Source organism: Pseudomonas sp. CAN1, assembly GCF_030462585.1.
Classification (GTDB): domain Bacteria; phylum Pseudomonadota; class Gammaproteobacteria; order Pseudomonadales; family Pseudomonadaceae; genus Pseudomonas.
The window spans coordinates 289,855-307,362 of record NZ_JASMRU010000003.1 but is presented as its reverse complement, the minus strand read 5'-3'; the positions used below and the strand labels follow the sequence as shown (position 1 = coordinate 307,362).

Annotated in this window: 17 protein-coding genes and 1 tRNA gene; 11 read left to right on the top strand and 7 right to left on the bottom strand. The window is 66.5% G+C overall.

Going from position 1 to position 17,508, the window contains the following annotated elements; genetic code table 11:
* Positions 1-13: 13 nt before the first annotated feature.
* Together QO207_RS06980 and QO207_RS06975 are read right to left on the bottom strand one after the other, a co-directional pair.
* Positions 14-2,545, bottom strand: coding sequence for a Lon protease family protein (locus QO207_RS06980; protein WP_301531761.1), 2,532 nt, complete (start codon positions 2,543-2,545; stop codon positions 14-16).
* 96 nt (positions 2,546-2,641) lie between these two features.
* Positions 2,642-2,965 (bottom strand): TraR/DksA C4-type zinc finger protein, encoded by a 324-nt coding sequence (locus QO207_RS06975; RefSeq protein WP_301531760.1) that lies wholly within the window; start codon positions 2,963-2,965, stop codon positions 2,642-2,644.
* A gap of 237 nt (positions 2,966-3,202) precedes the next feature.
* Between QO207_RS06975 and QO207_RS06970 the strand changes: the two genes are divergently transcribed.
* Both QO207_RS06970 and QO207_RS06965 read left to right on the top strand, forming a co-directional pair.
* A complete protein-coding gene (locus QO207_RS06970; RefSeq protein WP_301531759.1) occupies positions 3,203-3,691 on the top strand; it encodes a DUF3015 domain-containing protein in 489 nt (162 codons plus the stop codon).
* A gap of 62 nt (positions 3,692-3,753) precedes the next feature.
* The gene (locus QO207_RS06965; protein WP_301531758.1) at positions 3,754-5,619 is read left to right on the top strand and encodes a DUF4105 domain-containing protein; all 1,866 of its coding nucleotides are present in this window, start codon (positions 3,754-3,756) and stop codon (positions 5,617-5,619) included.
* 48 nt (positions 5,620-5,667) lie between these two features.
* Here the strand turns inward: QO207_RS06965 and QO207_RS06960 are convergent, their stop codons facing one another.
* Genes QO207_RS06960 through QO207_RS06940 form a run of 5 tightly spaced genes read right to left on the bottom strand, consistent with a single transcriptional unit; the run spans position 5,668 to position 10,129 of the window.
* Positions 5,668-6,723, bottom strand: coding sequence for a hypothetical protein (locus QO207_RS06960; RefSeq protein ID WP_301531757.1), 1,056 nt, complete (start codon positions 6,721-6,723; stop codon positions 5,668-5,670).
* Complete coding sequence (locus tag QO207_RS06955; protein WP_301531756.1) at positions 6,720-7,661, bottom strand: SMI1/KNR4 family protein; 942 nt, start codon at positions 7,659-7,661, stop codon at positions 6,720-6,722. The genes QO207_RS06960 and QO207_RS06955 overlap by 4 nt, the downstream gene beginning before the upstream one ends.
* The gene (locus QO207_RS06950) at positions 7,654-8,223 is read right to left on the bottom strand and encodes an NADAR family protein (RefSeq protein WP_301531755.1); all 570 of its coding nucleotides are present in this window, start codon (positions 8,221-8,223) and stop codon (positions 7,654-7,656) included. The genes QO207_RS06955 and QO207_RS06950 overlap by 8 nt, the downstream gene beginning before the upstream one ends.
* A gap of 35 nt (positions 8,224-8,258) precedes the next feature.
* Entirely contained in the window at positions 8,259-9,869 is a 1,611-nt protein-coding gene (rtcR, locus tag QO207_RS06945; protein ID WP_301531754.1) for an RNA repair transcriptional activator RtcR, read from the bottom strand.
* Positions 9,866-10,129, bottom strand: a complete 264-nt coding sequence (locus tag QO207_RS06940; RefSeq protein WP_301531753.1) for a hypothetical protein — start codon at positions 10,127-10,129, stop codon at positions 9,866-9,868. The genes rtcR and QO207_RS06940 overlap by 4 nt, the downstream gene beginning before the upstream one ends.
* Positions 10,130-10,153: 24 nt before the next feature.
* Between QO207_RS06940 and QO207_RS06935 the strand changes: the two genes are divergently transcribed.
* The 9 genes from QO207_RS06935 to QO207_RS06895 all read left to right on the top strand — a co-directional run bounded on the left by QO207_RS06935 (position 10,154) and on the right by QO207_RS06895 (position 17,415).
* Positions 10,154-10,226, top strand: a tRNA-OTHER gene (locus QO207_RS06935).
* 347 nt (positions 10,227-10,573) lie between these two features.
* Positions 10,574-11,716: a slipin family protein gene (locus QO207_RS06930; RefSeq protein ID WP_239744888.1), complete on the top strand. Its 1,143-nt coding sequence runs from the start codon at positions 10,574-10,576 to the stop codon at positions 11,714-11,716.
* 31 nt (positions 11,717-11,747) lie between these two features.
* Positions 11,748-12,146, top strand: a complete 399-nt coding sequence (locus QO207_RS06925) for a zinc-ribbon domain containing protein (protein ID WP_301531752.1) — start codon at positions 11,748-11,750, stop codon at positions 12,144-12,146.
* On the top strand, positions 12,143-13,369 hold the full coding sequence (locus QO207_RS06920) for an RtcB family protein (RefSeq protein ID WP_301531751.1): 1,227 nt from the start codon (positions 12,143-12,145) through the stop codon (positions 13,367-13,369). The genes QO207_RS06925 and QO207_RS06920 overlap by 4 nt, the downstream gene beginning before the upstream one ends.
* A gap of 9 nt (positions 13,370-13,378) precedes the next feature.
* Complete coding sequence (locus tag QO207_RS06915) at positions 13,379-13,957, top strand: hypothetical protein (RefSeq protein ID WP_301531750.1); 579 nt, start codon at positions 13,379-13,381, stop codon at positions 13,955-13,957.
* An 18-nt stretch (positions 13,958-13,975) separates the two neighbouring features.
* On the top strand, positions 13,976-14,776 hold the full coding sequence (locus QO207_RS06910) for a nucleotidyltransferase domain-containing protein (protein ID WP_301531749.1): 801 nt from the start codon (positions 13,976-13,978) through the stop codon (positions 14,774-14,776).
* Entirely contained in the window at positions 14,773-15,798 is a 1,026-nt protein-coding gene (rtcA, locus tag QO207_RS06905; protein WP_301531748.1) for an RNA 3'-terminal phosphate cyclase, read from the top strand. The genes QO207_RS06910 and rtcA overlap by 4 nt, the downstream gene beginning before the upstream one ends.
* Positions 15,799-15,899: 101 nt before the next feature.
* Complete coding sequence (locus QO207_RS06900) at positions 15,900-16,259, top strand: hypothetical protein (protein ID WP_301531747.1); 360 nt, start codon at positions 15,900-15,902, stop codon at positions 16,257-16,259.
* 124 nt (positions 16,260-16,383) lie between these two features.
* Entirely contained in the window at positions 16,384-17,415 is a 1,032-nt protein-coding gene (locus QO207_RS06895; RefSeq protein ID WP_301531746.1) for a cytochrome-c peroxidase, read from the top strand.
* The last annotated feature ends 93 nt before the right edge of the window (positions 17,416-17,508 follow it).

Here is a 17,508-nt window from a genome sequence, read left to right as displayed (position 1 = left end):
GCTCAGCTTCTGCTCAATCGGCGTCCTTCTTCTTGCGGGCGCGCTCCTTTTCCACAGGAGCCTTCTCCACCGGAGCTTTCTCCGCAGGAGCCTTTTCCGCTGGCGCCTTCTTCGGCTTGCTGGCGGGCTTGGCGGCAGCGGCTTCCTTGGCTGGCTTTTCCTTCTCCTCCTCGTCCATGCCCAGCTCGGAGATTTCCTTCAGGCGCTCGACGACACGGGCGTTGACGCTGCCCTTGGGGAAGTGCCCCTTGGCATCCGGCGCACCGGCCGGCTCACCGACCAGCAGGCTCAGTGCCTCGTCGGCCTGGCGCACGGCGTAGATGTGGAACTGGCCGTTGCGTACCGCCTGCAGCACGCGCTCGTCGAGCATCAGGGTGGCGACGTTGGCGCGCGGGATGATCACCCCCTGCTCGCCGGTCAGGCCCCGTGCCTCGCAAAGGCGGAAGAAGCCTTCGATCTTCTCGTTGACCCCGCCGACCGCCTGCACTTCACCGAACTGGTTGATCGAGCCAGTGATGGCGAAGCATTGCCGCAGCGGCGTGCGCGACAGCGCGGAGATCAGCGTGCAGACCTCGCCGAGGGAGGCGCTGTCGCCGTCGACGTAGCCGTAGGACTGTTCCAGGGCGATGCTCGCGGAAATCTCCAGGGGGAATTCCTGGGCGTAGCGGCTGCCGAGGTAGCCGGTGAGGATCATCACGCCCTTGGAGTGAATGGGCTGGCCGAGGTTGACCTCGCGCTCGATGTCGACGATGCCGCTGCCGCCCGGATAGACGGTGGCGGAGATGCGCGCGGGCATGCCGAAGGCGGAGTCGCCGACTTCCAGCACGGTCAGGCCGTTGCACTTGCCTACTGCCGCGCCTTCGCTGTCGATCAGGATGATGCCGGCGAGGATGTCGTCGAGAATTCGCGCCGACACGCGACCGGTACGGGTTTCCTTGGCCTTCAGGGCACGCTCGATGTGGCCCAGGTCGGTCACTTCCTGGCCGGCCAGCTGGCGGATGAAGTCCGCCTCGCTGACCAGCTGGAACAGATCACCGATGCGCGCCGAGAGGCGGCCCTGGTGTTCGGCCAGACGGGCGCTGTAGGTCGCCAGGCGCGCCACGGCCTCACGGCTGAGCGGTGCCAGGCCTTCCTCGGAAGTCCGGGTCTTGAGCAACTGGGCGAACTGTTCGAGGCTGTCCTCGGCCAGCGGGATGTCCTCGTCGAAGTCCACCAGCACGCGGAACATCTCCTGGAAGTCCGGGTCGAGGTCCTGCAGCGTGTAGTAGATCTGCCGCGAGCCGATGATGATCACCTTGAGATTCAGGGGGATCACCTGGGGCGTCAGGCTCATGGCGGTGAGGCGACCCAGTTCGGCCAGGGGCGACTCCATCTTCAGCTGGCGCGATTGCAGCGCGCGCTTGAGGGCGTCCCAGACGAAGGGTTCGCTCAGCAGCTTCTCCGCCTCCAGCACCAGGAAACCGCCGTTGGCGCGGTGCAGCGCACCGGGGCGCAGCTGGCGGTAGCTGGTGTAGAGCGCGCCCTGGTCGGAGGCGTATTCGATCCGGCCGAACAGGTTGTCGTAGGTCGGGTGCGACTCGAACACCACCGGCGCGCCACTGGTGGCGTGGTGAGCGATGGCCTGGTTCGGCGCGTACTGCTCTTCCAGGCCCTGCTTGCGCTGCGGGTCGGTGCGCTCGGAGTCCACCAACTGGTCGACCACGGTCTTCAGCAGGTTGAGCTGCATGGCCTGCAGGTAGGTATTGACCCCGGAGTTGTTGTTGTACTTCTCCACCAGCGGCGCCAGCAGCGGCTGCAGCGCCAGGGTGATGGTTTCTTCGTTGAGCTGGCGCAGCTGGTTGCTCGACTCGCGCTTCCACTGCGGCAGGCTGGAAAGCTCTTCGTTGAGGTGCTCCTCCAGGTCGGCGATGTCGGCATGGAAGCGCTCGCGCTCCTCTTCCGGCAACTGGGCGAATTCGGCTTCATCCAGCGCCTTGCCGTCCTTCATCGGGGTGAAGGCGATGTTGGCGCTGTCGCGGTACAGGGCGACTTCCTTCTCCAGCGCGAGGCGCTCGACGGTGTCCAGGGCCTTGTCGTAACGCTGGTTGAAGGCGCGGTCGATGGCGCTCTTCTTCTGCTGGTAGGCCGGGTTCTCGAATACCGAGGGGAAGGTCGAGAGCAGGTTGTCGATCAGGTGGTCGATATCGGCGCCGAACTCGGCGGCGCTGCCCGGCGGCAGCTCGATCACCCGCGGCTCGCGCGAATCATCGAAGTTGTTGACGTAGACCCAGTCGGCCGGCGTCGGCAGGCGCTTGCCCTCGGCCTTCAGGTAGCGCTGCACGAAGGAGAAGCGTCCGGTGCCCGGCTCGCCCATGACGAACACGTTGTAACCCGGACGCGGCATCGCCACGCCGAACTGCAGCGCCTCCACCGCGCGCTCCTGTCCGAGCACGCCCAGGAAAGGCTCCAGTTCTTCGGTGGTCTTGAAGGGAAACTGTTCGGGAGTGAAGGGGCGGGTCAGTTCATCGGGCGCCAGGCGCAGGCCGGCAGCAACGGAATCGGGCATTGGAAGTCCTTGCTTCGGGCGGCTCGAGGCCGCGGAGAGTCGCCCGCATTCTCGCGCCGCCCGCGCGCCACTGGCAAGGCAGTATTGGTGACAGTTTCAGTCCAGCGCATCGGCGCAGCGCAGGCAGTGCTCGGCTGCCGGCAACGCGCGCAGGCGGCGTTCCTCGATGGCCTCGCCACAACGCGCGCACTCGCCGTAGCTGCCATCGGCCAGGCGCAGGCGCGCCAGCCCCACCAGGCGCATGCCGGCCTCGGCTTCGGCCAGCAGCGCGCGCAGCACGTCATCGTTCTGCCGCTGCTGGGCCTGTTCGGCGAAGTCCGGCGAATGCGCCTGGCCCAGGTCGCGGCGGATGGCTTCGGCGCGCCGGGAATACTCCGCCGCCAGTTGGTCCAGAGCGGGCCGGGGATCGAAATCGACCATGGCAACTACCTCGCAGAGGGAACTGATTGAAGTGTGGCCGGTTCCAAGACTTCCGCCGCTGATGCCGATCAACTGCCCGTCATGCGGGCCAGGAGAGCCAGGCTGGACCATACTGCATGCGGCAGCAGTTGCCTTGACACCTTCAAGGCAATGGATGAAAGCTCTGACAGGCGCTGTTACTGCTGTCAGCGACTTTTCAACGGTCCCCGACCTCAAATAAATAAAGAGAGAAAAACGATGAAAAGGATTCTGCTCGGTACCCTCCTCGCCACCGCCTCCCTCAGCGCGCTCGCCGATGCACCCGGCAGCGACGGCTGCGGCTGGGGCAACATGCTGTTCAAGGGCCAGCGCGGCACGGCCACCCACGTGCTGGCCGCCACCACCAACGGCACCAGCGGCAACAACACCTTCGGCATGACCACCGGCACCAACGGCTGCCACACCAATGGCGCGCTGACCTATGGCGGCAAGCCGATGATCGTGCTCAGCAGCATGATGGACGAGCTCTCCGAAGACATGGCCAAGGGTGACGGCGAAGCGCTGACCACCTACGCCGTGGTACTGGGCGTGAAGCCGGAAGACCGCGCGCACTTCGCCCAGGTCACCCACCAGCACTTCGCGCAGATCTTCAACAAGTCCGACGTCACCGCCGAGGACGTCTACGCCAACACCCAGGCCGTCCTGAAACAGGACAGCACCCTGGCCAAGTACGCCGAACAGGCCTGATGGCCGACGCGAGCCCGCCCCGATCGGGCGGGCTCATCCTTCCCTTCCAGTAAGCCCACTCGATGCCCAAACGCCTGTTGCCCTGGATGGCGCTGTGCGCCTGCACCCCGCTCCTTGCCGCTCCACAGCCCGACCCGCAACGCCTGCAGCAACTGGCCGCCGAACCCTACTGGCTGGCCCTGGGGCACTACGAGCACGCCAAGCTGGGCGGTTGGCGCAGCTTTGTCGACGACCCGAAATTCTTCCTGGCCAAGGACGGCGAGAGCCATCCCGAAGCGGAACTGGCCGCCACCGTGAAGGCGCTCTACGCCCCCGCGAGCAAGGCCGGCAATCACGCCCAGTGCGTCTATCCGGCGCGCACCCGCTGGCTGCGCCAGCAACTGCAGCTCACCGACCTGCCGCAGGTGGAGTGCAAGGAATTCACCACCTGGTACCAGGACATCAACCCGCACAGCGCCGTGCTGGTGTTCCCGGCCGCCTACCTGAACAGCCCGTCGTCGATGTTCGGCCACACCCTGCTGCGCATCGACCAGGCCGATGTCGACTCCGACAACACCGCCCTGCTCAGCTACGCGCTCAACTTCGGCGCCTATATCGAGGGCATGGACAACAGCATCCTCTACGCCTGGAAGGGCCTGATGGGCGGCTACCCCGGCCTGTTCGCCCTGGTGCCCTACCGCGAGAAGCTCGCCGAATACAGCCGCCTGGAAAACCGCGACCTCTGGGAATACCGCCTGAACCTGACGCCGGAGGAAACCGCGCGGATGGTCGAGCACGTCTGGGAGCTGAAGCAGATCCGCTTCAAGTACTACTTCTTCGACGAGAACTGCTCCTTCCGCCTGCTGGAGCTGCTGGAGATCGCCCGCCCCGGTGTCGAACTGACCGACCACTTCCCGCTCACCGCCATCCCCACCGACACCGTGCGCGCAGTGAAGAACGCCGGGATGATCGACCGCGTCGACTACCGCCCCTCCCGCGAGCGCGAGTTGCTCGCCCGCAGCGAACCGCTGAGCCACGACGAGAAGGTCCTGGCGCGGCACCTCGCCGATGACGACAGCCTGCTGCAGAGCCCCGAATTCGCCGCCCTGCCCGCCGACCGCCAGGCGCTGGTGCAGGACACCGCCTTCCGCCTGGTGCGCTATCGCGCCACCGGCCAGGAGCGCGACCAGTCCACCGCCTCGCGCAGCTACAACCTGCTCAAGGCGATCAACCAGAACCCACCGCCAGCACTGCAAGTGGAGCGCCCCGGCCAGCCCGAGGAAGGCCACCAGTCACGTACCTGGCAGCTGGGCGCCGGCAGCCGCGATGGCCAGGCCTTCGCCCAGTACGGCCTGCGCATGGCCTACCACGACCTCGAAGACAACGCCTTCGGCTTCCCCCTCGGCGCGCAGATCGAGATCGGCCAGCTCAAGCTGCGCCAGTACGAAGGCAACCGCTGGCAGCTGCAGCAGCTCGACCTGGTCACCATCCGCTCCATGACGCCGCGCAACGAGCTGCTGCAACCGCTGTCCTGGCAGGTATCCGGCGGCTGGGAACGGGTGATCGGCAAGCACAGCGACAACGACCACGATACCCTGGCCGGCCATCTGAATGGCGGCGCCGGCGGCAGCTGGAAGCTCACCGACGACCTGCAGGCCTATGCCCTGGGCACCGCACGCATCGAGAACAACCCGGACTTCGCCGCCACCATCGCGCCAGCCATGGGTTTCGATACTGGCGTGCTGTGGAGCAACCCGCTGGGCAACCTCAGCCTCGAAGGCAAGGGTGACTTCTTCCACAACGGCGAGGTGCGCCGCAGCCTGAGCTTCGGCCAGCAGGTGGAACTGGGCCGCAACCTCGGCCTGCGCCTGTCGGCCCAGCGCGAGTTCAGCCACGAGGCCAGCCCGCGCAACGAAGTGATGCTGGAACTGCGCTGGTACCACTACTGATCGGAACCCGCGCGCCGCGGCCACTGCCGCGGCGCGCCCTTTCCAGTATCAGTCGAGGTAGGCCGCCACTTCTTCGGCGCTGAGGAAACGCACCAGCTCCACCGACGGTTGATGCGCGTCATGCAGACGGTCGGCGAAGCCCGACCAGGAGCGCGACACACCCTCCTCGGTATCCAGCGCGATCAGCACACAATGGCCGTGCTTGCGGCTATTGCTGCGCAGCGGCGCCTCACCCCAGGCCCAGGCCAGGCTGTTGACCAGCTCGCCCTTCTCGAAGGCAAAGGCCTGCAGCCACAGGTACTGCGCGCTGTCTTCCCGCGGCACTTCATCCGCTGCGACAGGCGCGGTGACTTGCAGCCCGAGCCGCTCACCATGGGCCGCCAGCAGCGGTTGCAGCAGGGAAAACGCGTGGAAGTTGCAGTTGATGCCCTGCGCGCTCACCACCAGCCCCGTGCGTGTCGTCGGCAGGACCACCACCAGTTCGTCGTCGTAGGTCAGCGCCGCGGCGTGGTCGAGAAAGTGCAAGTTGTCGAACGGCAGCGTGGTGTTGGATTTCACCATCGCATCGATGTCACGCAGTAGCTCGCCGCTGGCCAGGAAGTCGCGGTGATTTTCCCGCGAACGCATCAGCATGGTCATCAGCGGCAGCACCAGCAGATCGACCGCGGCGTGGGCACTGTCGACCTGCAATGACTGCGCCGGCGTCAGGCTGTCGAGTTGCGCACGGGCCAGCCCGGCCGCGGCTTGCGCTTCCTCGTCATCTTCCACGTCTTCATCGGCGCAATAGGGACGCACAACAGCCAGCGCGCGCCCCAACGCCTCCAGCACCGCTGCGAAGGCAATGCGCGGACTCGCGCCGCCCTCAACCCAACTGCCACAGAACAGCGCCAGCAGCGACGCGCGGTTGGGGTTGAGTTCGGCAAACAGCTCCGCGCAAAGGGCAAGCATCTCGTCTGCGCGGGGCGTCCCCAGGGTCCCGCGGTACAGTTCGCGCACGTCGGTACGGCGGACGAAATCCTGCGCCTCGACTCGATCCTCCGGCACCGCCACCGGCTGGCGCAGAAACTCCACCAGCGACTCCGGCAAACCTGTCGCCAGCGTCATGCCACGTCTCCGTCGAGTTGATACTCCGCGACGCCCTGCTTGGCGAACCAGCCGATCACCGCCTCGCGCTGCATCACCCGCGCATGCACCGGCCCATTGCCGCCACCGGTCAGCAACTGGCCCAGGTCGCAGCCCTGGGCGCGCAGCTGCTCCAGCAACTCGATATCACTGCTGCGCACCGCGTGGGTCAGCGCCAGGCGCTGCAACTCTCCCGCGCCAGCGATATTCCCCTGCTCCAGCGCCGCGCGCCAATCGCGTACCAGCGGCCGCAGCGAATCCTGCAGCTGTTGCGCCAGCGCTGCGCCCTCGGCGCCCGAGGCGGCCAGTTCATCCAGGGCCTCGAGCAATTCCTGCCCGGCATCCGCGCCCTCGACAAACGGGTCGTCATCGAAGCCCAGCAGCGCGAACAGGCCGTGCAGATCGTCGGCGATCCGGGTCAGCGCGTCCTGGTGCAGGCGCAGCGGCCAGGCCGGCGGCAGCGCACGGCTCCAGGCGTAGATGGCGCCGAACTCTTCCGGCTCGACGCAGACATACACTCGCTCCAGATACTCGAAGCCGCCGATAGGCAGGAAGCCGACACAACCGTCCCACTCCTGGCCATTCTCTTCCGCGACTTCCGCGGCGCACTCCTGCTCGTGCTCCAACCAGCCCCAGAGGTCGTGGTAGCCATCGCTGTCCGGGTAGAACAGCTCGTTGAACGAGTACGGATGCAAGTGGCCGTCGTAGTCCACGCACAGCTCGTAATCCAGGCGACCGCCGAAGGTGCAGCGCCACAGGGCGACCAGCTCCGGCGGCAGCTTGCTGCGCAGGCGCAACTCGACCTCCGCGAGCTGGGCGTCGCTGATCGGCGGCTGTGCGTCGTGGATGATGCGCCCGGCGAAGCAGGCCAGGCGGTGCTCGCGCAGCAGTTGCTGTTGTGCAGGAGTGAACTCAGGCATCGCCACTCTCCTGGCGTAGCGCATCACGCGCGCTCATCAGGGCGAAGCCCAGCAGGTTCAGCCCGCGCCAGCGCGCCGGGTTGCCCGCATCGGGGTGATCCAGCGCCAGGCCGATGCCCCAGATCGCATCCACCGGGCTGGCCTCGACCAGCACGCGGTCGCCAGTGCCCAGCAGGAATTCGCGCAGGGCCGGGTTCTGCCCGAACTTGGCGTGGTTGGCGCGGGTGACGATGGCCAGGCGCTCGGCATTCCAGGCCGCCTCGTCGAAGCCGAGGATCTCGCGGCCGATGGACTTTGCCTCGGCTGGCGTGCGCGCCGCGAGAATCCGCGCCAGCGCCGTCTCATCGCGGAACAGCCGGGCCTTGCCGGCCATCATGTAGTGCTCGGCGCTGCGGTAGGTCTCACCATCGATCACGAAGTCAGCCTCGAACCACTGGCTGAAGCAGCTCTTGTCGACCTCCCCGGAGCGCTTCGGACGGTGCCCCCAGAAATACACGTACTTGAAGGCCTCGCCCGCCTCGATGCGTCGGCACAGCTGCTCGACGCTCATCGGTTCTTCCATGATCGGCTCCTTGCCGCTGGTGCAAAACCCCGAGTCTACCGCACCCCTTCGATGATGCCGGCCCAATCCAGGCCGAAGCGCGCCAGGTACTTGCGCAGGCGGTCGGCGTCGTTGGGGTTCTGCTTGTCCTGGCGCGAAACGGCGAACAGCTGGCGGCCGGCATCGGATAGGCTGCGCGCCTGGCGACAGGCGCCGATCACTGCCTCCAGTTGCAGACGGTCGAACAGGTCCAGCGCTGCGGCGCCCTCCCCCAGCAAGTCATCCAAAAGGCTCTGCGCCTGGGTAGCGCCCCAGGAGCGGCGCAGCCGGCCAATCTCTTCCTCCACCAGCGCCTCGTCGATACGTCCGCTGTCGGCCAGGGTTGCCATGCGCGTGATCGATGCCGACAGCTCGCGGAAGTTGCCGCTCCATAGCGCCTGCGCCGAGTTGGCGAAAGCCAGGTAGCGCATGCGCGCCTCGCGGTTGAAACGCACCAGACGTCCCTGCTCGCGGGCGTGGCGCTCCAGCTCGAAATCGATGTTCGGCTCGATGTCCTCACGGCGGCCGGCGAGGCCCGGCAGGTCGAAGGTCCAGAGGTTGATGCGGGCGAACAGGTCCTCACGGAACAACCCCTCGGCGACGCGCTCGCGCAGATCACGGTGGGTGCCGGCGATCAGCTGGAAGTCGCTGCCCACCTCACGGTCCGAGCCCAGCGGGAAGAAGCGCTTCTCCTCGATGGCCTTGAGCAGCATGGCCTGTTCGTCCAGGCCCAGCTCACCGATCTCATCGAGGAACAGCATGCCGCCATCCGCTGCGCGCAGCAGGCCTTCGCGGGCGTTCTGCGCGCCAGTGAAGGCGCCCTTGATGTGGCCGAACAGCGCAGACATGGCACCGTCGCCGCGCAAGGTCGCGCAGTTCACTTCGACGAAGCGGCCCTGGAACTGGTGCCGCGCGCGCTTGAGTTCGTAGACGCGGCGAGCGAGGAACGACTTGCCCGCGCCGGTCGGGCCGATCAGCAGCATCGGCGCGCGGGAGCGCCCGGCGACCCGCTCGATCTGTTCGATGGAGCGGTTGAATTCGGCGTTGCGCGTGGCGATGCCGGACTTGAGGAAAGCCAGACTCTCTTCCTGCTCGCGGCGGAAGCGCGTGGCGATGCGGTCGTAGCGCGACAGGTCGAGGTCGATGACCGTGACCGTTCCTTCCGGCTGCCGCGCCTCGTCCTGGCGCCGCGACGGCGAAGCCTGCACCAGCCGCGCCGGCAGGTAGCGCGCCTCGGTGAGGAGGAACCAGCAGATCTGCGCGACGTGGGTCCCGGTGGTGATGTGCACCAGGTAGTCCTCGTGCTCGGTATCGAAGGCGTAGCCGCCGACGAAATCGTGCAGCGCGCCGTAGACCTCCTCGAAGTCCCACGGATTGCGCAGCGCCATGGGCTGCAGGCGCACCTCGGTCTCCGGCGAGACGAGTCGCACGTCGGCGGCAATGCGCTCGGCCAGCCCGACATCCCGCGCGTCCAGCCCGTGGATCAGCTCCAGGCGGTCGACCAGCAGGTCCTGCTGCTGGCACAAGCCGACCGTGGGCCGCCACTTCTGCCAGCGCGCTGCGCCCTTGCCGACGCGATCCAGGGTGGACCCGAGGAAGCCGATGGCGACGGTTTTCTTGGCTTTCATCTTTTATCCATAAAGATAAATAACGATCCCAGCATATCCATTAATCGCGCAATCGACCAATCAAAAAACACGGCCACTCGCTCATAAAATAAAATTAAATCGTTATTTATCAACAAGTTAAAAAATTCAGCACAAACCGAAAACAAACCTGGCACGCCCCTCGCTATATCTCCTTCGACCGCATCGCTGATGCAGCCCACGGGCAGGGACTTCAACTCCCGCCGGTGCCCGAGCCCACCCCTGGTGTCGGCTTCGTGCATGCCGCTGCAGCAGTCACGGTCGATGGCGCGGTAGCTCAGTCCGGTAGAGCACTCCACTTGGATGGAGCCGTCGCAGGTTCGAATCCTGCCCGCGCCGTTCGATAGCTCAGTCCGGTAGAGCAGCCATTTTCGGATGGCCTGTCGCGGGTTCGACTCCCGCTCGAACACTGCCCTGTTAAGGCAGCTACTCATGAATGCAACACCCCGCCGGTGGGCGACGGGACAGGCGCAAACAGGCCAGGAAGGCCGGAAACGCCAGGGACCCGAAGCCACCGCCGGCCCGCCCGGTACGAGGACCGGGCCCGCGACAAGGCAAGTGCTGGCCGATGGATTCGGCGTGATGGACAGGCAGTCCGCAGCACCTGGCTCTCGCAGGCCCCCGCCTCGCCACCCGACGGACTGGCGGACACCGGCACCCTGCACAACAGAAAAAGGAAGAGAGAAATGAAACTGCTGAAGCGCTTTACCGTGAAGAAGAACGAACGCGGCCTGCTGTACTCGGAGGGTGATTTCCTGGCGATCCTCGAACCGGGCATCCACCGCCATCTGGACCTGTACAACCGCCTGAGCGTGGAAACCTTCAGCCTCAACACCCCGCTGTTCGAGCACCGCCTGGCCGGCTACCTGCGCCAGTCCGAGCCTGCGCTGGTCGAACGCTACTTCACCCGCATGGACCTGGCCGAAAACGAGGCCGGCCTGCGCTTCGAGGACGGCGTGCTGGCGGAAATCCTCGCGCCGGGCAGCCGCCGCCTGTACTGGAAAGGCCAGACCGAACAGCGCCTGGAACGCATCGACCTGAGCCAGGAGTACCGCGTGGCTCCGGCACTGTTGCAGCAGATGCAGGGCAACCTGCGCGGCCGCAGCGTGATCGGCGTCGAGGCGCTGCTGGTGACCCTGGTCCCGGCGTACCAGGTCGGCGTGCTGAAGGTCGATGGCGCAGTGGTCGAGTTGCTGCCGGCAGGCCAGTACGGTTTCTGGCGCTACAACCGCCAGGTCAGCGTGGAGCTGATCGATACGCGGATCCAGGCGCTGGAAGTCAGCGGCCAGGAAATCCTCACCCGCGACAAGGTGAGCCTGCGCCTGAACCTGGCCGCCAACTGGCGTTACAGCGACGTGCTGACGGCGTTTTCCAGCCTGTCCAAGCCGCTGGAGCACCTCTACCGCGAGCTGCAGTTCGGCCTGCGCGCGGCGGTGGGCACCCGTTCGCTGGATGAGCTGCTGGAGAACAAGCAGCTCATCGACGACTCGGTCAGCGCCTACCTGAAGGAACGGCTGCCGGGCACCGGCATCGAGGTCAGCGGCCTGGGCGTGCGCGACATCATCCTGCCGGGCGAGATGAAGACCCTGCTGGCCCAGGTGGTGGAGGCGGAGAAGGCCGCGCAGGCGAACGTGATCCGTCGTCGCGAGGAGACCTCGGCGACCCGCTCGCTGCTGAACACGGCGAAGGTGATGGAAGACAACCCCACCGCCCTGCGCCTGAAGGAGCTGGAAACCCTGGAGCGGGTGGCCGAACGGATCGACCGCATCTCGGTATTCGGTGGCCTGGATCAGGTATTGAATGGACTGGTGACGCTGAAGCAGGCCTGACAAAGGCCTGCCCGGCGCAGGAGACAGCACGGTGAAGAGCAACAAGCAGCGCCGCCAGGAAATCCGCCAGAAGCGCGAGCGGCGCAAGGCCTGGAAGGCCGAACGGGCCAGGCAGCCGGAAAGCCGCCTGGCGCCGCCCGGCAGCTTGCCGGTGAACCGCTCGAACCTGGCGCCCTACAACAGCTACGGCGATCCGCATTTCGTGCGCCGCGGCTGGTACGAGGACCAGGACTTCACCTGCCACGACTGCGGCGCCGAGCAGACCTGGACCGCCGCCCAGCAGAAGTGGTGGTACGAAGACTGTAAGGGACAGGTGTTTTCCACGGCGATACGCTGCCGCACCTGTCGATTGAACAAACGAATTCGCGATGGCCGGGCACAACCCGCTACTGGCCAGCTCGCCACGCAACAGAAGAGAGACGAAACATGAGCACCAAGACCTTCCAACTGCTGGAAATCGCCAACGGCAAACCGATCAAGCTCTGGACCCAGGGCGTGCCGGTGGAAGACGACGCCAGGCAGCAACTGATGAACACCGCGAAGATGCCCTTCATCTTCAAGCACCTCGCCGTGATGCCGGACGTGCACCTGGGCAAGGGGTCGACCATCGGCAGCGTGATTCCCACCAAGGGCGCCATCATCCCGGCCGCCGTGGGTGTGGATATCGGCTGCGGGATGATCGCTGCGCGCACCTCGCTGGTGGCCGCCGACCTGCCGGATAACCTGCACGGCCTGCGTACCGCCATCGAGAAGGCCGTGCCGCACGGCCGCAGCAACACCCGAGCCGGGCGCGATAAAGGTGCCTGGGAAAACGTGCCCGAGCACGCCGACGACGCGTGGCGCGCACTGGCCGGCCGCTTCAAGGTGATCACCGACAAGCACCCGAAGCTTACGAAGACCAACAACCGCAAGCACCTGGGAACCCTCGGTACCGGCAACCACTTCATCGAGGTCTGCCTCGACGAAGCGGACCGCGTCTGGTTCATGCTGCACAGCGGCTCGCGCGGCGTGGGCAACGCCATCGGCAACCTGTTCATCGAACTGGCCCAGGCCGATATGCGCCAGCACATCGCCAACCTGCCGGACCGTGACCTGGCCTACTTCGAGGAAGGCAGCCAGCACTTCGACGACTACGTGGAAGCCGTCGGCTGGGCCCAGGACTTCGCCCGGCAGAACCGCGAGCTGATGATGCACTCGGTGATCGCGGCGGCGCGGCAGATCATCCGCAAGCCGTTCGAAGCGAGCCTGGAAGCGGTGAACTGCCACCACAACTACGTGCAGAAGGAGCGCCACTTCGGCGAAGAGGTACTGGTAACACGCAAAGGCGCGGTGTCTGCGCAGAAGGGCCAGCTCGGCATCATTCCGGGATCGATGGGCGCTCGCAGCTTCATCGTCCGCGGACTGGGCAACGAGGAAGCCTTCTGCTCGTGCAGCCACGGTGCCGGCCGCACCATGAGCCGTACCAAGGCGAAGAAGCTGTTCAGCGTCGAGGACCAGATTCGCGCCACCGCCCACGTCGAATGCCGCAAGGATGCCGACGTGATCGACGAGATCCCGATGGCCTACAAGGACATCGACGCCGTGATGGACGCCCAGCGCGAGCTGGTGGAAGTGCTGCATACCCTGCGTCAGGTGGTATGCGTGAAAGGATGAGGTGAGGACATGCTGCAACCCATGGAGAACCAGCGCATGCAGGAGCTGCGCAGCCGCCTGGAACAGGAGCGCTGCGTCTTCGACTTCCGCGTGCTGACGCTCGACCCGACCGCCACGCCCGGCGAGGCGGAACATCGCCTGGCGTTGCAGCTGCTGTTCGAATCCATCCAGGAACGCGCACGCAAGTGGCAAGCGGAAGTCATCGCCCGCCACCCGCAGTACGCCACCCACGAATGGGCGGACCTGACGCCGGACCTGGCCCAGGCCCGCCCGCAAGCTCTCAGCGCCGAAGCAGTGCGCGAACTGGCCCAGGACGACGGCCCGCTGTGCCGCGCCTTCCGCGATCCGCCCTATGGCACCCAGCTGCAGGTCGCGGACTTCCGCGAATGGCTGCAGGCGCTGCGGCTGCACCCGGACGAAGGCCTACAGGTGCTCGACTGGGTCGGCGACGGCGATGCCGAGCCGCACCGCAGCAGCTGGAGCTGCTACTTCGATGACGGCAAGGAGTGGTGGGGCATCTGGTGCCTCACCCTGTACAACCCGCGACGACGAACATTGTCCGCGCTGGCCGCCAGCGCGACGGACTGAAAGAACAAGGAACACCCGATGAACAGGGACGAACGCCATCCACTCCCCGCCGCCATGCGCGAACGGGTGCTGGAAGAACTGGCAAGACTGGAACAGGAGCGCGGCGTGACCGTGCTCTACGCATGCGAATCCGGCAGCCGCGCCTGGGGCTTCGCCTCACCGGACAGCGACTACGACGTGCGCTTCGTCTACGTGCACCAGCCGGACTGGTACCTGCGCGTAGAAGAGCCGCGCGACGTGCTGGAGCGCCCGCTGACCGACGAACTGGACCTCAGCGGCTGGGAACTGCGCAAGACGCTGCGGCTGCTGCGCAAGTCCAACCCGACGCTGCTGGAGTGGCTGGACTCGCCGCTGGTGTACCGCAGCGAACCAGCAGCGACCGAAGGCCTGCGCCAGCTGGCGCGGGATTTCTACTCGCCCGCCGCGGCAAGGGCGCACTACCTGTCGATGGCGAAGAAGAACTTCCGCGGCTATCTGCAGGGCGACGAGGTTCGCTACAAGAAGTACCTCTACGTGCTGCGCCCGCTGCTGGCGGTGCGCTGGATCGACCAGGGCCTCGGCATGCCGCCGATGGTCTTCGAGACACTGATGGAAGCGACCCTCGACGATGCCGCCCAGCGCGCCGAAGTCGAGGAACTGCTGGTGCTCAAGCGCCAGGCGGTCGAGGCCGAGTACGGCCCGGCGCGCCCGGCCCTGCACCGACTGATCGAGGAAGAACTGCAACGCGCGGAAACCCTCGGCGCACCCCGTGGCGGCTGTCACGACACGGAGCGCCTGGACCGTTTCCTGCGCGAGCAGGTGAGGAAATACGCCAGATGAACAAGCACCTGATCGAACTCGACGGCGCCGAAGGCGGCGGGCAGATACTGCGCAGCGCGCTGAGCCTGTCGATGATCACCGGCAAGGCGCTGCGCATCGTCAACATCCGTGGCCGCCGCTCGCGGCCGGGGCTGCTGCGCCAGCACCTGACGGCCGTACGCGCCGCAGCGGAAATCTGCGGCGCGGCAGTGGAAGGCGACGAGCTGGGCTCGCGCAGCCTGACCTTCCGCCCCGGCGCGATTCGCGGCGGTGACTACCGCTTCGCCATCGGTAGCGCGGGCAGTGCCGTGCTGGTGTTGCAGACGCTTCTGCCAGCACTGCTGTTCGCCGATGGGCCGAGCAGCCTGGCGATCAGCGGTGGCACGCACAACCCGCTGGCGCCGCCGGCGGACTTCATCGAGCGCAGCTGGCTGCCGTTGCTGCGGCGCATGGGCGCGAAGGTAGACTTCGAGCTGCTGCGCCATGGCTTCATGCCGGCCGGCGGCGGTGAGTTGCAGGTGCGCATCGAGCCCGGCGAGTTGCAGCCGCTGCACCTGCTGGAAGCTGGTGGCGAGCGCTCGCGCTCGGCCCGTGCGCTGCTGGCGGCGATCCCCGGCCACGTCGGGGATCGCGAGCTGGAGAAGGTGAAGCGGCACCAGGACTGGTATGCGGCGTCGACCCAGGTCGTCCGCCTACCGGAAGACCAGGGGCCGGGCAACGCCCTGCTGCTGGAGATCGAGTGCGAGCACTTGAGCCTGGTGTTCTGCGCCTTCGGCCAGTCCGGCGTCAGCGCCGAGCGCGTCGCCAGCCAGGCGCTGCGCCAGGCGGAGAACTGGCGCCGCAGTGGCACCAGCGTCGAGGAGCATCTCGCCGACCAGTTGCTGCTGCCCATGGCCCTGGCCGGCGGCGGCAGCTTCAGCACGCCGCTGCTGAGCGATCATCTGCTGAGCAACCGTGCGGTGATCGAAGCCTTCCTGCCGGTGTGCATCTCCTGCGAGGCGCGCGCGGCACAGGGCCAGCACATCCGCATCACGCCGGCTTGACGCTTTCCTCACGAGCCGCTGGCTAGATTGGCGCCAAGTCACCTCGAGTGGCGCCAACTCTTCCGGCGTGTGTGCCCGCCCATCGGCACACGGGAGCCCCCATGGCGCGCCGCGCCGCCCTCGTCCTGATCTGCGCCGCCCTGCTCGCCGGCTGTGAAACCACCCACGAAACCCTCATCGCCAAGGGCTACCCGCCGGCCTATGCCGACGGCTACGACGACGGCTGCGGCAGCGGTCGCCAGGCGGCCGGGGCGATCACCGGCGAATTCCGCAAGGACGTGCCGCGCTACCTCGGCGAAGCGAAATACGCCCTGGGCTGGAACGACGGCTTCCAGCAGTGCCAGGCCATGCGCGTCAGCCAGGAACGCCAGGAGTACGAAGAACAGCGCAACAGCGACCGGGACCGCGACTGGGAACAGCAGAAGGACCGCGCGCTGTCCCGTGCCCTGCGCGGCAACTGACCGCTGCGGCAACCATCCGCACCTGCATCGGGCCGCTCGCTTGATTTCGGTCAAGCCGACTGCCGCCCACCTGGCCTCTCCTTGAACTCAGAAGAAACCAAAGCCTGAGACAAGGAGACTCCACATGCAGCCCATCAAACTGGCCCTGGGCAGCCTGCTGCTGGCCGTGAGCACGGCGGCAGCGCACGCCAATGCCGACGTCCTGCGCGACAGCGCCAACAGCATCTTCAAACCGATCCCGGAGCAGGCCAGCGACAAGCTCGACCCCAACCAGGTCGACCTCGGCCGGCAGCTGTTCTTCGAGCCGCGCCTGTCCGCCAGTCACGTGATCAGCTGCAACACCTGCCACAACATCGGCACCGGCGGCGCAGATAACGTGCCCACCTCCAGTGGCCATGCCTGGCAGAAGGGTGCGCGCAACTCGCCCACCGTGTTCAACGCCGTGTTCAACGTCGCACAGTTCTGGGATGGCCGCGCCAAGGACCTGGAAGAACAGGCCAAGGGCCCGGTGCAGAACCCGGTGGAAATGCACAACACGCCGAAGAACGTCGAGGCCACGCTACAGAGCATGCCCGAGTACGTGGCCGCCTTCGAAAAGGCCTTCCCCGCCGACAAGCAGGCAGTCAGCTTCGACAACATGGCCCGCGCGCTGCAGGCCTTCGAGTCAACCCTGATCACCCCGGACTCGCGCTTCGACCTCTACCTCAAGGGCGACGACAAGGCCCTTGATGCCAGGGAGAAAAAGGGCCTGCAAACCTTCATGAGCTCGGGCTGCATCAGTTGCCACAACGGCGTGAACCTCGGCGGCCAGGCCTACTTCCCGTTCGGCCTGGTGAAGAAGCCCGATGGCAAGATCCTGCCCAGCGGCGACAAGGGCCGCTTCGAGGTGACCAAGACGCAGAATGACCAGTACGTGTTCCGCGCAGCGCCCCTGCGCAACATCGCGCTGACCGCGCCGTATTTCCACAGCGGGAAGGTCTGGGACCTGGAGGAAGCCGTGGCGATCATGGGCACCGCGCAGCTGGGCAAGCAGCTCAACGCCGAGGAAGTCGGCGATATCGTCGCCTTCCTCAAGAGCGTCACCGGCAAGCAGCCGAAGGTGGAGTACCCGCTGTTGCCGCCGAGCACCGCGGAAACCCCGCGCCCGGTGGATTGAACCACCCCGTAGGAGCGGACCTTGTCCGCGAACACCGCGACAGCGGTGCAGTCTGCGATCGCCGGCCTACCGGCCGGATCGCGGATAAGATCC